At 43.4% G+C, this 15,435-nt stretch carries 12 protein-coding genes; 11 read left to right on the plus strand and 1 reads right to left on the minus strand.

The genetic code is table 11. The annotated features are described in order from the left end of the window. Positions 1-135 precede the first annotated feature (135 nt). Positions 136-3,309, minus strand: coding sequence for an HD domain-containing phosphohydrolase (locus tag OCV56_RS08475; RefSeq protein ID WP_086713383.1), 3,174 nt, complete (start codon positions 3,307-3,309; stop codon positions 136-138). 372 nt (positions 3,310-3,681) lie between these two features. Between OCV56_RS08475 and OCV56_RS08480 the strand changes: the two genes are divergently transcribed. The 11 genes from OCV56_RS08480 to OCV56_RS08530 all read left to right on the plus strand — a co-directional run bounded on the left by OCV56_RS08480 (position 3,682) and on the right by OCV56_RS08530 (position 15,409). Continuing rightward, entirely contained in the window at positions 3,682-5,664 is a 1,983-nt protein-coding gene (locus OCV56_RS08480) for a type VI secretion system Vgr family protein (RefSeq protein ID WP_086713382.1), read from the plus strand. Between the two features lie 60 nt (positions 5,665-5,724). Then, complete coding sequence (locus OCV56_RS08485) at positions 5,725-6,285, plus strand: DUF6931 family protein (RefSeq protein WP_086713381.1); 561 nt, start codon at positions 5,725-5,727, stop codon at positions 6,283-6,285. A 9-nt stretch (positions 6,286-6,294) separates the two neighbouring features. Then, positions 6,295-6,594, plus strand: coding sequence for a PAAR domain-containing protein (locus OCV56_RS08490; RefSeq protein ID WP_017110734.1), 300 nt, complete (start codon positions 6,295-6,297; stop codon positions 6,592-6,594). Positions 6,595-6,814: 220 nt separating this feature from the next. Next, positions 6,815-8,260 carry a type VI secretion system protein TssA gene (locus OCV56_RS08495; RefSeq protein WP_086713380.1) on the plus strand — a complete coding sequence of 482 codons (1,446 nt, stop codon included), beginning with the start codon at positions 6,815-6,817 and terminating at the stop codon, positions 8,258-8,260. A 31-nt stretch (positions 8,261-8,291) separates the two neighbouring features. Continuing rightward, positions 8,292-8,813, plus strand: a complete 522-nt coding sequence (locus OCV56_RS08500; RefSeq protein WP_086713379.1) for an Hcp family type VI secretion system effector — start codon at positions 8,292-8,294, stop codon at positions 8,811-8,813. A 19-nt stretch (positions 8,814-8,832) separates the two neighbouring features. After that, positions 8,833-9,336 (plus strand): type VI secretion system contractile sheath small subunit, encoded by a 504-nt coding sequence (tssB, locus tag OCV56_RS08505; RefSeq protein WP_086713378.1) that lies wholly within the window; start codon positions 8,833-8,835, stop codon positions 9,334-9,336. Further along, the gene (tssC, locus tag OCV56_RS08510; protein WP_086713377.1) at positions 9,336-10,814 is read left to right on the plus strand and encodes a type VI secretion system contractile sheath large subunit; all 1,479 of its coding nucleotides are present in this window, start codon (positions 9,336-9,338) and stop codon (positions 10,812-10,814) included. The genes tssB and tssC overlap by 1 nt, the downstream gene beginning before the upstream one ends. Positions 10,815-10,851: 37 nt before the next feature. Beyond that, the gene (locus OCV56_RS08515; protein WP_086713376.1) at positions 10,852-12,246 is read left to right on the plus strand and encodes a type VI secretion system contractile sheath domain-containing protein; all 1,395 of its coding nucleotides are present in this window, start codon (positions 10,852-10,854) and stop codon (positions 12,244-12,246) included. After that, on the plus strand, positions 12,246-12,668 hold the full coding sequence (gene tssE, locus OCV56_RS08520) for a type VI secretion system baseplate subunit TssE (RefSeq protein WP_086713375.1): 423 nt from the start codon (positions 12,246-12,248) through the stop codon (positions 12,666-12,668). Before OCV56_RS08515 ends, tssE begins: the two co-directional genes overlap by 1 nt. Continuing rightward, positions 12,661-14,412: a type VI secretion system baseplate subunit TssF gene (gene tssF, locus OCV56_RS08525; RefSeq protein ID WP_086713374.1), complete on the plus strand. Its 1,752-nt coding sequence runs from the start codon at positions 12,661-12,663 to the stop codon at positions 14,410-14,412. The genes tssE and tssF overlap by 8 nt, the downstream gene beginning before the upstream one ends. Positions 14,413-14,476: 64 nt before the next feature. Then, complete coding sequence (locus tag OCV56_RS08530; RefSeq protein ID WP_086713373.1) at positions 14,477-15,409, plus strand: type VI secretion system baseplate subunit TssG; 933 nt, start codon at positions 14,477-14,479, stop codon at positions 15,407-15,409. Positions 15,410-15,435 lie beyond the last annotated feature (26 nt).

The raw sequence follows: 15,435 nt of genomic DNA on the forward strand, positions 1-15,435 counted from the left end.
CCGCTAAAACCTGTCGACAATTAAGCCTCAATTAGGAAAACAAGCGTTATTTGCGTCAGCATGCCCACCAAAATGCAGACATAAAAAAGGCGCACCCATGTACGCCTTTTCTTCATGAAGCTATCTAGCACGTAGCTAGGCTATCTGACGAGTCACTTCTAGATATTTGTTGATATCTACAAAATCGATTTGCTCTGGTTTCAAATACTCCTGCGCATAACGAATATGCGTACCACTCGTTAGGAACAGCCTAAACAATTCCAGATCGATGTGCTCATCTAATGCCATTTTATACATGATGTCGACAGCAACACTGATAGGCTTCGCTTTCTTATAAGGTCTATCAGCAGCGGTCAACGCCTCAAAAATATCCGATATAACCAGGATACGTTCAGGAATTGAAAGGTCTTCAGCAGTCAACTTTCTTGGATAGCCTGTACCTTTTAGCGTTTCATGGTGAGTCGACGCATAACGCGGTACGCGGCTTAACTCTTTCGGGAATGGCAGGTTTTCAAGCATTTTGATGGTGCCCAACATATGCTCATTGATTTTGAATCGATCTTCAGCCGTCAAGGTGCCACGAGCAATACACAAGTTGTAGACCTCACCGAGATTATATAGATGTTCAGGCACATCCATTTTTATCTGATGCTTTGGATCGAACTCTAATGGTCGGTCTCGTTTCACTATGTGTTCTGGTCTATCACTTAAAAGCTGCTCTATAGCAGGTAAGCTTGAGCTAGGTACCCGATTCATCGCCTCTATTGGTGATAAACCTAATTGGTCATCAAAGTTACGCGTCCAAGTCGTTTCAGCGATAGAACGAATACGAGCGACCTTATCATCACTCATAAATTCACCACCCACATTAGATGTAGCGACAAACGCAAAATCGTCTTGTAGCTTTTGCTTCGTTAAAGCTAACTCTTCGGCTATCTGATCCGTTGGTAACTCACCTTCAAGTTGCTTCCGCAAAGCCGTAATTTCTGCATCACGCCAAAGCACCTCAAATCGTGTTCTCACCTCATGAATACGGTTATAGTTCGCTTCTAGCTTAGAGCCTTTATCCACGATATGTTCAGGTGTTGTGATCTTTCCGCAATCATGCAGCCACGCAGCAATTCTAAACTCACGACGTTCATCGTCATTTTCAAATTTAAAGTCTTTAAAGTAGTCTGATTGAGACTTTTCAGCCGCTTCTGCCAACATCAAACCGAGCTCAGGCACACGGTTACAATGCCCTGCAGTGTAAGCAGACTTGTCATCGATGGCTTGCGCGATAAGTTTAATAAAGGATTCGACGAAGGCTTCCTGCGTTTGTTCGTGCTGCTTTATTTCAGCAGCCATGTCTTTAACCGCTACAGATAGCTCCCACACTTCTTTAATACGCGTATCAAGCACCGTCACGCTATCATAATCGCGCAGTTTCACCTTGTTGGTTTCAGCTTCAAGTTGGCGAATCGGCCGAACAATCGGCGCGCCAAAGATCCACGCAACAGGCAAGGTGAGACTCATTAATAGAACCGTCACGCCAATTGAGGTCGCTACTCGCTTATTGACTGCGCTGTATATTTCAGTTTCAGGGATGGCTACCGCAAAATACTCTGAGTAGTGCTCACCCGTATCGATCTTCTTCAAATATAGGTGTTTAAGTTCACCATTGAGGTTTAGCTCAACCATTTCACCTTCAACAGTCGCTGTTGCCGTTTTTTCATAGAGTTCCGTGTAAGGAATCGTCGTACCAGCATTCAAAGCCTGATGATCAAACCACTTTTGAGCTAACGCCGTTTTCTGCTCATCAGTAAGCGACTGGATGGCTTGGTTGATGATAGGTAACAGCTGTTGGTGTTTATTCTGCAATACAATATGGAATTGATTAGGATAGTCTGTTTTTAGATCAAGCAGCGCTTCACTTACTTTCAAGTTCTGATGGAAGAACTTATCTAATGAAAATGACAGTACAGGCTTAACATCAATTACCGCAAAAACCTCTCCGTTGTCGACAGCGTCTAGCGCTGCCTCAATATCCATAAACTCCAAAAGCCTAATATTTGGGAAGTCAGATCTTAATTTCGGTGTAATTGACCATCCAGATAAAATGGCGACGCTCTTTCCATCAAGCTCTTGGTAGTTAATTACTGCTGGGGTGTCACTCTTCGTGACTACAGCAAACGGTAGTTCATAAATCGGGTCAGTGTATAAACCGATAATGCCGTTACTTTCGTAATTTTGAACCGAGTGTAAGCCATCAATACTGCCCTCTTGGAATTTGCCAGTTAACTCCGCCCACGAAAAGCCATTTACAAATTCGAACTGAACTCCACTCATCTCACTGATCATTTTCAATAGATCAATCGCATAGCCGTGTGGTTTTCCTGATACCGAAAAATCCATCGGTCCCCAGTCACTTTGATTTGAAAACAATAGAGGCGATGTATTGTCTATTATGGTTTTTTGCTGTGCAGACCAGTTAATTTGGTTAGCTTGAGGGAGTGTGTTACTCGACTGATAATTGCGATTAGACGCGATGATGTTGCCTGACCTTGAATAAAGGAAAGACTCAACTTTACTGTCTTCATCCAAATCCAACGCACTCGCAGAAAGCTTACTCGCTAACGAAGACAAAACAATATCAATCCCTATCACATGTTGAGTGTCGCTCACTGCTTTGGATTCAAACGCTAATGAATATGTTTGGCCTGTGATTTGAAGGTGTTGAAATAAATAAGGCTGGGTTTTCTCGACAGTCTCGGTATTGGCAGAGACATACCAAGGTCTTGTGGTTGGAAAGTAGTTGCTTGGCTCTGTCTTAGAATCTCTAAGATTAAAATCCAAATCATAGTATTTGGTGGTACGAATCCTACCTTGATCTTGGTTACGGATTTCAATGACTACCCAACGGTCGCTATTCTGTGCGCCTATCTTATCTCTAACATGAGGTGATGATTCCAAGTTAATAATTTGGAAAAAGTTGTCGTTAGATGAACCGAGATAAATGCTGTAGAAGAGAGGATTATCTTTTATCGCCTCAGACAGAATCCCACGCGATTCTTCTCTGGATATTTGATGGCTGATAGATCGATGCACAGCAGAAAGCAAGCGTGCTGTGTTAATCGCGTCTGAGTCGACGTTACCTATATAGTCACTTAAATCTTGAGACACCATCGTCAGTTTTGACAAGGTATGCTCAGTTGCCATCTTTTTGCTGAAGTAATATTGAAGTGATACAGCAACAATTGCCGTAAGTACCGTTGCAAGTAAAAACATCCCGCCAACGGTGACCCGTAATGAGATTTTTGTGTTTGTCATTATTCTATCCTTGAATAACTACTAGCCTAGAAATGTAACACGCTAGCAATATCTCTATTATTACTACGCGACACCATCGCTATCAACACATTATTCTATATATTAATTAAGATATCCCTATATCCCTCTCTACGTCGCAATATTCTTGAATTTAAATGACAGTTAACAATATAAATTAACATGCAATTACCACAATTAAATTAATGATATTTACTTTCATAAAATAGAAAGACCTCACGCCTTTGTCATTACGGCTATTATATTATTTACTTTATGCTATAAATTTAGATATAAAACATTAACATTTAGTCAGTTCGTTAGTATTGACATGAACTTATGTCGAGACACCTTCGAGCATTATCAGGCGAGCCTATGACGGATAATTTCTCCCCTTCTGCCAGCACCATTGTGGCAAAAGACTCTAAAAACAATGAGCATGCAGTCAGCGAGTTGACTATTTCTGAATATTTATCAAAGCCGTTTAAAATAGAATTAACGCTCATATCTAAAAGCTTTGTTATCGACGACCAGCTTGGACAAAAGCTCGCGGTTACAAGATTTGTCAATGATACCGATAACCTAACCGCTACCCGAGTTTTTAACGGTATTGTTACGCAAGTTCAGCTGTTAGGTATGGACAGTAACCTGCAATATTCAAGTTACCGCGTCACTCTTAGACCTTGGTTCTGGTTGCTAAAACACACCCACTCATTTCGTGTTTACCAAAGCCAATCAACCAAAGACATCGTTTCAGATGTATTAACTCAAGCGGGCTTTAGCGGATCCTTTAAAACAGGAACCATGCCCTCTTCCAAACGAGAATATTGTGTCCAGTACAATGAAAGTGACTTCGACTTCGTCACTCGTTTATTAGCTGAAGAAGGCGTTCATTACTTTTTCCAACACAGCGATTCTGAACACCTGATGATGCTCCAAGACGCCCAGAGTCCATTTCAAAAATCAGATGCCAGTAAAATGGATATGATTGAGACGCCTTCTGGAAGCAATCCTTTAATAGATAGATGGATGCCACAAGGTCAGTTTCATGGTGCAAGTATTGAGCTCACTGCTTATGACTACTCACAAAGCAAGCTGGTGAGTAGTAAAGAGAAGAAATCGAGTCACAAGATCGCGAACAACACCAAATTAACCAAACAATACTATCCAAACCTTGGTATCACCGGTGGAATGGAAGATCTTGCCAGCAACCTAGTCAAACGACGGATTGAACAACTAGAGCAAAGCTATCAAACCGTAGAAGCCAAAGCTGAACACGATTCATTTGAATTAGGCACTTGGTTTTCATTGTCTTCCCATTTAGACAAGTCTCAACTGGGCGATTATTTGGTTACAGAGCTTCACATTCGGTACAACACAGATAATCACTGTGAGACCAAACTTACCCTGCTCGATACATCGGTTCCTAATTACCCTTCCCCGAGAGACAAGGCAAAAATTCACGGTCTCCAAAGCGCGATTGTAGCAGGCAGTACTGCGGGTGAAATCAATCAAGATGATCAAGGTCGAGTTCGAATCCAGTTTCATTGGGATACTGAAGCTTCGGGTGACAAAACCAGTTGTTATGTCCGTGTCGCTCAAATGATGGCAGGCAGCGGCTATGGTGCTCAATTTATCCCAAGAGTGGGACAAGAAGTCTTAGTGAGCTTTATCGATGGTGATCCAGACCAACCTATTATCACAGGCAGTGTCTATAACAGTAAAAATCCTCCGCCTTACAAAGAAGCAAACTCAACCAAAACAGGCATCAGCACTAAACTAAGTGGATTAGCCAATGAACTCTATTTTGATGATAAGAAAGACAATGAGCTCATGTACATGCATGCCACCAAAGATTTCACCAAGGAAGTAGAAAACAACCTAACTGAAACCATCAAAGGTGAATTGCTTCAGAAGACGACCAAGCAAGTGACAGTCTCTACAGAGGACAACTACACACTGACTTCAGACAAAGCGATCAGTGAAAAAGGTAAATCCATCTCGTTAGAAGCCGATGACAAAATTGAGCTAACCGTTGGATCAAGCAAAATTACCATGTCTTCCTCTTCGATTAGCATTGAAGCCAGTAACATTGACATCAAAGCCAGCAGCGCGCTCAACCTCGAAGGGATGAACGTGACCAGCAAGGCAACATCGGCGAACAAAATATCAGGCGTAACCACAGCCCTCGAAGCAACAAGCTCTAACAGTATCAAAGGCCTTAGTGTGGCGATTAAAGCAGATACCACCCTTTCCGCTGAGGGCTCACTGAGTGCCGAGTTTAAATCTGGCTTAAAAGGTACATTCGATGGGGGTGTTATGGGTGAGCTAAAAGGTGCAATTGTTAAGGTGAACTAGCAGATTCAAGTCGCTAACACTTAAACCGGACCACAGCACAAATTTAGGTAGAACGAAAACATGTATAAAAAGATCCCGTATCAAACAGGCCGGCAATTACTCGACCGGTTCTCTAGCTCAGACGAAGCTCAAGCACTGATCGATGAAGATCTCAGCATCAACGACTCCATTGAAGCTTTGTTAGAGAACGAACTTTACTTCGAGTTGATTCAACTTCTTGCTCACGGGCTTCCCGTTCGTGAAGCTATTTGGTGGGGAGCGCATACACTCGATGCAAGAAATGACGTGTGGTCTACCATGCAAAAGCAATGTATCTCTACAGCAAAAGCTTGGGTTAAATCGCCATCAGAAGAGCAAAGGCGCAAGAGTGAACTATTCTCAAACAAGCTCAATTTAAATTGTGGCCCATCCTGGTTGGCGCAAGCGGTATTTTGGAACGGGTCTGGCAGTATTGTGGCACCAGATTTGCCAACGGTTCTCCCAGATCCTTTTCTATACTCTAAGGCAGTAGCTGGCGCGATTAACCACTCGGCAGCGCTACCAAATTGGGACAAAACAGACGAGTACTACAAAAAATCCATTGGCATAGCGCTTGAGCTTGCCAAGGGAAGCAAAGCATAGGAGTTACCGATGACATTAGCCGCACGACTAACCGACATGCATGTATGCCCAATGCAAACACCTGCTGTCCCCCCTATCCCGCATGTTGGCGGACCAATCAGTGGGCCCGGTGTTCCGACTGTTCTGATTGGTAATATGCCTGCAGCAACACTCGGCGACATGTGCGTCTGTGTTGGTCCTCCTGATAGCATCATCAAAGGCAGCGCGACAGTTCTCATTATGAGCAAACCTGCCGCTCGTATGGGCGATACCACAAGCCACGGTGGCACTATTGTCTTAGGTATGCCAACAGTGATGATTGGAGGCTAAACACCTTACATTTCATAGGGTTTCACAAAACCGTGACATCGGTCCACTTTTTTAGATGAAGTTCAAAGTTTTAAGTAAATATCTATTTTACATGAGACTTTTCACAAAAAAGCTCTAGAATTAATAAATGTTAACAAGTGTTTACGAAACATAAGGAATATGTATCAAATGTGACACTTTGTGCGATCGGAATAACAAATAGATTTTTTACAGGATGTATATGACAGAAATCGCCGACCTACTTGTTCCAATCTCGGATGATGCGCCCTCTGGCTCTTATTTGAAATTAGATCGAAGTGCCTATCGCAGTTTAAGAAACGTTTACAATAGCGCTCAATCGTCGTTCAGACAGTTAGTTGAGACGCCTGATGCATCCTCAGATCCAGCCTTGGTTGACGCCAACACGGATAACTGGGCTGAGCTACGAAAAGTCTCAGAAGAAACACTCATTTCTCAGTCGAAAGACTTGGAAATATTAGGCTGGTATATTACCAGTCAGCTTTTTACTCCTAGCCCATTCGAAAACCTTGCGAATACTCTCCCTGCTTTAAACCAATTTATCGACCAATTCTGGGATACGCTAAACCCGATGCCACCAGAAGCGAAGCTAAAAGCTTCAGATGAGGCTGGAAAAGCAAAAGAGATTGTAGAATTCAGAACCAAGCCCTTACTTCAACTCGTTGGTGAGTCCGTTGATACAAGCTCTGTTTATGTACCCTTTCAAATGCTCGACTTCTGTGCCGGCGTTACCTATGGCGATTACTTGATTGCTGAACGTAAAGGCAACATAAACGAACTGAAAGAATCCGCTTTAGGCGCATTTGACCAAAGCGTTTCTGAAACGCTTTTTCAACTGGCAAGTATCTACAACGAACTAGAACTGGTAGAGAAAAGCTTGGCGGAAAAATGCCAAGCAGTAGGTGCAACCCTAATCAGTTTTAACTTTATCAAGACTAACGTTCGTGACCTCATCAAGGCGATACACTTTCTAGTGGGTGAAAAATTCACACCTTGGCCTTTAGATGACGATTTCCATGTGCTCCAAGCCTCGTCAGAAGTCGCAATAGAAAACGATTCGATACCTGCGGCATTAGAACAAAGTGATGTGGCCCCTACTGACGCTAATTCAGCGACAACAGTCAGCCAAGATTTCGGGCAAGCAGCCCAAACAAGCCAAGCACAATCTCGTGCGTCAAATGTTCAGTTAACTCAGAATCAAGTTCAAGCTGTCGTTCAGAACGTATCGAGCATCAACGGTATTGTGAATCGTGATCATGCCTTCCAAGAGATTAGAAAGATCGCCGAATACTTTAAAGAGACTGAACCTCATAGCCCTATCGCATTCTTACTCGAGCGCTCTATTCGTTGGGGATATATGAGCTTTCCTGAGTTGCTCCAAGAGATGATCGGCAATGAACAAAATGTGATTGCCCAAATCAATCAAATGACCGGAATGGACAACCTAGACAAGATGGATTTGTCAGGTAAATCGGTTCCTGTAATGACTTCTGCTCCGGAGGCAACTCCGCCAGCAAAACCGACTATTGAAGAGCCAGCGAATGTCACGTCAGTTCCCGATAGTTCAAATAGCACCTCAGATACAAACCAAACATCTGAATCTACTTCCGACTCATCATCGAGCAGCCTGCAAGATTTTGAGTGGTAAAGCACATTAATGCGTCAGCAAGGAGAAAGTAATGGCTTCTATTTTTATGAGAATTGATGGTACGACACCAAAAGGTGCAGCAACCGTAGAAAAAATCGGCGGCAAAGATGGTTTCTTTGCTCTTGATAGTATTTCTTGGAGCGCTGTTCGTGGTGTTGGTATCGATGTAGGTAATGCGAACAATGCGGACCAAGGTATGGTTGCTCTTGGTGAAGTCAACATGACTCGTGGCTGTGATGGTGCAACACCACATCTAACCACATTCTTATACGCGCCAGGTCCAGAAGGTCGCACTGTTGAAATCGTGATGACAAAACCAAACCGTGAAGGTTCTGGTGCTGATCCATACCTAATTCTAACGCTAAAAATGGCTCGTATGTCTAGCTATAACATGTCAGGTACTGACGGTTCCCTTCCGAGCGAATCTTTCAGCTTAACCTACACCGAGATTTCTAAGGCTTACTACATTGAAGCAGACGGCGGTAAGATCGAGAAAGGCCCTGAGGTTGGCTTCGATGCTACTACAGCTAAAGTCACTTCGACTGCTAAGTAATTAAACAAGGAGAGTTACCGTGGCACTAAATTCCCAACATAAACGCGTAAGTAAGAACCGCGTAAGTATTACCTATGACGTTGAGACTAATGGCGCTGTAGAAACCAAAGAGCTCCCTTTTGTTGTTGGGGTTATTGGTGACTACTCAGGCCATAAACAAGACAAAGAAGAAGTGGAAGATCGTACCTTCTACAACGTTGATAAAGACAATTTCGACACAGTAATGAAGCGCGTTGGCCCTGAACTATCCCTAAAAGTAGATAACGTACTTGCTGGCGATGACAGCCAATTTGAAGCAAACCTTAAGTTCGATTCAATGAAAGACTTCGAACCTGAAGCGATCATCGAACAGGTTGAACCGCTTAAGAAGCTTGTCGAAACCCGCAATCAACTGAAGGTACTTCTTTCTAAAGCCGATCGTTCTCGCGACCTAGAGAAACTGCTGAAAGAAGTTCTACAAAGTGCAGATACGATCAATGCTCTTTCTGATGAGCTTGGCATTAAAGAAGAAGGAGCTGAGTAATGAGTACTGAAACTGAAAATCAAGCGCAACCGGAAGCTGCTGAAGGCTCACTGAGCTTTCTAGACCGTGCGATTGAAGCTACCACTCAAACTCCCGCAGACACCACCAAAGAGCTGTTTTCTGTTCTAACAGAGCAGGCGCTTTCAGGCACAGTGACGTGGGATAAAAACGTTACAAAAACCATCGAAAACGCGATTTCAGAGATTGATAAAAAGCTATCCAAGCAACTGTCTGAAGTGATGCAGCAAAAAGATCTGCAAAAACTGGAAGGCTCTTGGCGTGGTCTACAAAAGCTGGTTAAAGAGAGCGAACTTGGCCGTGATCTGAAAATCAAAATGGTCGATTTCACCCAAGAAGAGCTGCTTGACCAATTTGAAGATGCACCTGCAATTGACCGTAGCCCACTATTCAATGCCGTTTACCAAGGTGAATTTGGTACAGCCGGCGGTGAACCTTATGGAACCTTCATTGGTGACTACGAGTTCAGTGCAAAAGATGAAGATGTTGCACTGCTTCGTTACATGGGCGAAGTTGCTGCTGCCTGTCACGCTCCATTCGTTGCTGCTGCAAATGCAGAAATGTTCGAATTTAATGATTTCCAAACCTTCTCTGAAGGTAAACCTGTTGCTGCAGGCTTCGACTCTCCAGCTTACGCAGCATGGAACTCATTCCGTGAGAGCGATGATGCGCGATACGTAACACTCACACTTCCACGAACGCTTGCTCGTCTACCTTATGGCGGAAAAGGCTTGAGTACTGATGTGTTTGCTTACGAAGAGCTCGACACAGATATGGATGGCAACCCTAAACCTAAGAGCAATGATCAGCTAGTTTGGTCAAATGCAGCGTATGATCTTGGTCTTAAAATGACTCAAGCTTACACGGCTTCTGGTTGGTGTACTTCGATTCGCGGTCTTGATAACGGTGGTAAGGTAGAAAACCTACCAAACCTAACGTACAAGTCTGAAGCTGGCGACCTACTGCAACAGTGTCCAACTGAAGTAAACCTAACAGATGAGCGTGAAAAAGAGCTGTCTGATCTTGGTTTCCTTCCTTTAGTTCACTATAAGAGTTCTAACTACGCCGTGTTCATTGGCGGTCAAACTACACAGAAGCCTAAAACCTTCACTGACCCTGACGCAACAGCAAACGCTGCGATCTCTGCTCGCCTACCTTATATCATGGCAAGTAGCCGTATCGCTCACTACCTGAAAGTAATGGGCCGAGACAAGCTAGGTTCGAACCTTGAAGCGCCTGACATTAAGCGTGAGCTTCAACTATGGATTGACCAGTACACCAATGCTGGTGCAATTGGTAACGAGCAACGTGCAAAAACCCCTCTTTGTGAATCTCGCATCGAAGTGGTTGAGCAACCTGGTAAGCCAGGTGCCTACTCTGCAGTCGCTCACCTAAGACCTTGGCTACAACTTGAAGAACTGACCACTTCAGTTCGAATGGTTGCTAAGATTCCTGGCTAATAGGGATTTGGCCGGAGCAATCCGGCCAAAATTTTGTATGAAGTTAAATACAGAATGGCAAAACAAATTCAACCAATTAGATGACACAGATAATTCCTTTTTAAAAGAGGCTTTATCTCTGCTATCTGAGCTAGACCAACACTGCTTACGCTCTAAATCCTCACTAATTTCATTGATATCGACACTAATATCAAAAATCGATAACGCACTCAGTTTACAACTCGATGAAGTTATCCATGATTCGGAGTTTCAAAAGCTAGAACGTAATTGGCTTAGCCTGCAACAACTCGCCTCCCTACCCGTTAGCTATCAAAGAGCACATGTAAAGCTTCTTGATATGAACTGGGAAGAGATATCCAGCGACGTTAACCAAGCATACTCAACTAAATCCAGTGACCTGTACAATAAGATAGGTAACAACGAGCTGAATACCCTAGGGGGACATCCGTTTGGTTGTATCGCTTTTAGCCACCCTATTTCTATGGATATCGATTTTGATGCTGAATACGACGACTTGTTTACCTTGGAGCTACTTGGAAAATTAGGAGAAGCGACACTCTGTCCAATGCTGTTTTCTCCAGTGCCTACTTTTTTTGGTGAAAGCGGCGCCGACTGGCTTTCAGATATCGAACGTATCAATAAGATTCTTTCAGGCCCCGATTATACCGCGTGGCAAGAACTCCGCGCTAAACCGAGTTCGCGCTTCATTGGTATGGCGCTACCTCAAGTTCGAATCAGAGAAGCTTATAAAAATCGAAGAGCCGGGTTTATTTATAACGAACAAGGGAACGGTGCGTGGGGGTTAGCCAACATGGTGCTCGCTACTACTGTTATGCGAGAGTTCCACCGCGTGAATTGGTTCGGTTTTTTAAAATCTCGCTGGAACGACAAGCTTCAAGGCGCGGTTATCAATCTGCCTGTGAACCACTATTTCGAGAGTTACCTACAAAAGCCAGTCACCGACATTAGTTTGTTCGGTCAACTATCTAACTTCTATGCGCAAAGTGGTTTCATTCCACTCGCTAAAAGCCCATTGACTGACAAGTTCTACTTCAACGGTAACAATTCGATTTGGCAATGTGGGCAAAGTGACAATGACAAAGTCCTTACTCAGATTCAAACCACACTGATGTCCTGCAGAATCGCGCATTACTTAAAAGTTCAAGTAAGAGAAATGATCGGCAGCTTCAATAACGCGACAGAGTGTGAACTGTTCTTAACACACTGGATAGAAAAATTCTCAAGCAACGTGTCGTTTGCTAACGAAGAAACTCTGTCGAAATACCCATTGAGCTTTGCCAAAGTTAGTGTCACAGAGTCGAGCTCTCAATCTGGTAGCTTCGCTTGTACTTTGCGCATTGTGCCTCAATACCAGTTTGACTATTTCAGTGGTGAAGTGGTGCTAACCACCGACCTAAATGAGGTGGCGTAATGAGTTTCTGGACTACCTTTGTTAGCGATTCTAAACCGTACCAAGATGCTGAGATAGAGGACATCAAATTCCATCTCACCAAACTTTTAGAGGCGGAAGCCTCGCTAACTGACATTGACAACCGATTAGTTGAAGTAAACCGTTCAAATTTGAAGTTCGGTATCGAAGATATTCAGTTACTCAGTGCAACACTAGAAAAAACACAACTCACGCTAAGAATCGAAAATTGGATTAAAAGCTTTGAGCCACGCTTACACAACATTTCTGTCGAGCTTGGCGAGCGAAAAGAAGGCGATAACTCATTGTCGTTCAACATCATCGCCAAAGTAAAAACCAGCCATGGTGAACAAGACCTTATCTTTGATTCAAAAATCGCATTAAGCGACTTAACGACCTCTCTGGAAGAAGATAACTATGACTGAACCTATTATGCGGTACTTTGAGCAAGAGCTGGCGTTTGTTCGCCGTTCATTGGGACAGTTTGGTCAGGAGTATCCTACACACGCTGAAAAGCTCAATATTCATCAGGGTAAAATCGAAGACCCAAGCATGGCTCGCCTGCTTGACGGTGTTGCCCTTTTGAATGCAAAAGTCGAAAAGAAACTCTCGGAGCAGTTACCAGAAGTCATCGAAGGGATTCTCGGTGTTTTGTACCCTTCGTACATTCAAACCGTACCGAGCGTTGCGTACCTTGAGCTGCTAGCCGAAGATGGTCCCATTGAATCCAGTACTTTGCCAAAAGGTTCACTGTTTTCGAGCACCAACACCAAAAACGAGTGCCTATTCAGGACCGTCGATGAATTAAAAATCTCGCCGTTTAGCCTAAGTAACATTAAAGCTTTAAGCGCCCCATTTAGTTTCAACAGGCCCAAAATGGCCAGTCAAAGTAACGCTGTTGTCCAAATATCACTCAGCACTGGTGATCCAGAAACTCACTTCAGTCACTTGGAACTTAATGACCTAGACTTCTTCGTCAAAGGCTTTGAGAACAACGCAGACTCTCTCGTTGAATTGCTACTCAACAACACCTTGTCGATTTCAATCTCTGATAGTGAATGCGCTCAACACGTCACCCTTGATAGCCACCAGCTAAAGAACCGAATTAGCGACCTAGAATTTAAGTTTCTGCCCGAGCACGGCAATCAGTTCACTGGCTACCAACTGATCAACGAATTCTTCTTTTTCAAAGAGAAGCGTCAGTTCTTTAGGCTCAAGAACTTCGCACAATACGCGAGCCAGTTTGATGGGTCGGAAATCGTGATCAACTTATTTATGTCTTCACTGCCGTCTGAATTCATCCGCTTGTTCAATAAAGATGTTATCAAGCTAAATGTTATGCCTGCGGTTAATCTGTTTGAGCAAACTGGTGAGCCTATTTCTTACGACCATCGAACTCTTTCAGTTCCCGTCAATGCCGATGCTCATAGCGACAACAATATCGAAATCATAGAGATTCAAGATGTTTACGAAATTACACCTAATGGAGAGATCCCATTAGTTCCTCTCTTTAAAGAGAAATATACCCACAATCGGCGATACGATTATTGGCAAAGTAAACACAATCACTTTGGTGAAATGAGCATTGCGATATCACTTTCAGATACGCCAACGGCTGAATTCAGCAAGCTACTTGGTACACGCTTACTGTGCACAAATGGTAAGCAAGCCTGCGGGGTGAGTGGCACGTTAGAATGCCTAGAGAGCATTGATTTACCAGGTGACTTTTCACCTATTTATCCGCCTTCAGCGCCAATCACTAAAGAAGTTGATCAGAATGTTCACTGGGAATTTATCAGCTTATTGAACACCAACTTTTCGTCCTTAGTGCAGTCGAGTAACCCGGTAGCCGACCTTAAGCACATGCTGAGCTTATGCAGCCGAGAGCAAGTATCAAGTGCTGAAATTCAGATGATTCACTCAATTACCTTTAATTCGCAAGTTTCTGCGATTCGTGTGCTTGGTAAAAACGTATTCTCACCCGGTACCGAGATTGAATTAACTTTAGATGCAACAGGCCCCTACTTGGCATTTGCTGATGTACTAAACCGTTTCTTCCAACAATTTTGTAGTTTTGACCGATACATTCAACTCAAGATCCGCATCTATGGCCGAGATGGTATCGTCAAAAAGTATCCTAAAATCCATGGTAGCCAATTGTGTTTGTAACAGTGCAAACGTCCACTAGTGTCCAAACTGGACATCACGAAAGTGCTTGTCATAAGGAGGCGCGATGAAGCCTTTCGTTCAAGATCTTGCTAATCAGCCTGAAAAGTATGACTTCACTCAGGCAATGAGACTATTGGAACAATTACAAGCGCAAAGCACCACACCGTTTCAAATTCAATTAAAGTCTGAAGCGATGCCAACTGGTAATCCCCAAGAGATTCAGTACTTCTCATTAAAAGGGAATAAGGCAAAGCTCAGATTGGCGAAACAAGCGCTTTCAGGCGTCAAAGGTGTCATACCAAATTATATTTACGAAGAGTTATTAGCAGCGATACACAATGAAGATCATTCGTTGCAGGACTTTTTGGATGTGTTCAACCAGCGACACTATGAGATTACCTATCGAACCAATGCACGACGTTGGTTATTGGTAGAAAGCGAGCAAAACCCCAAAAAAACGGCCTTGTTAAACCACTTTGCAGCGCTTGGGAAAGAGCACTCAGAGTACCTGCAATACTCGCTTCTTTTGAGCCAGCAAAGCCGCAGCCTGACCACATTGAAGAAGATCCTTAATGACTATTTTCCCTATGCCATCGACGTTGAATGCAAAGCGTTTGAAAGGCGCTTATTGCCAGCAGACTCGCTAACTCGTATTGGTGCCGATCGTGATTTCAATAGTCGCTTAGGTCAAGGCTTTTTAGTCGGTAGAACCTGTCTCGCTCACTTCAATAATCTGAATATTTTTGTGACCCCGAAAAACCGTACCGAGTTTCTCGAAATACAACAAGATGATCAATTTGCTAAAGCCGTATTGTCTTTAACGCAATATTACTTAAAAGACAGCACGCCAGTTGCCATTTATTCGAACGTTAAACGTTCGTACTTAACCAGGCCGCGTTTATCAAGCAAGGTTTCTATAGCCGCTCAATTAGGTGAAATCGACTACCTTGCGCCTGAACGTAGCCCTAATGAGACCGTAAAGATTTTGCTTTTGTAGTTCATAAATACGGAATATGTAGATTA

This window comes from Vibrio gigantis, assembly GCF_024347515.1.
In the GTDB taxonomy this organism is placed as follows: domain Bacteria; phylum Pseudomonadota; class Gammaproteobacteria; order Enterobacterales; family Vibrionaceae; genus Vibrio; species Vibrio gigantis.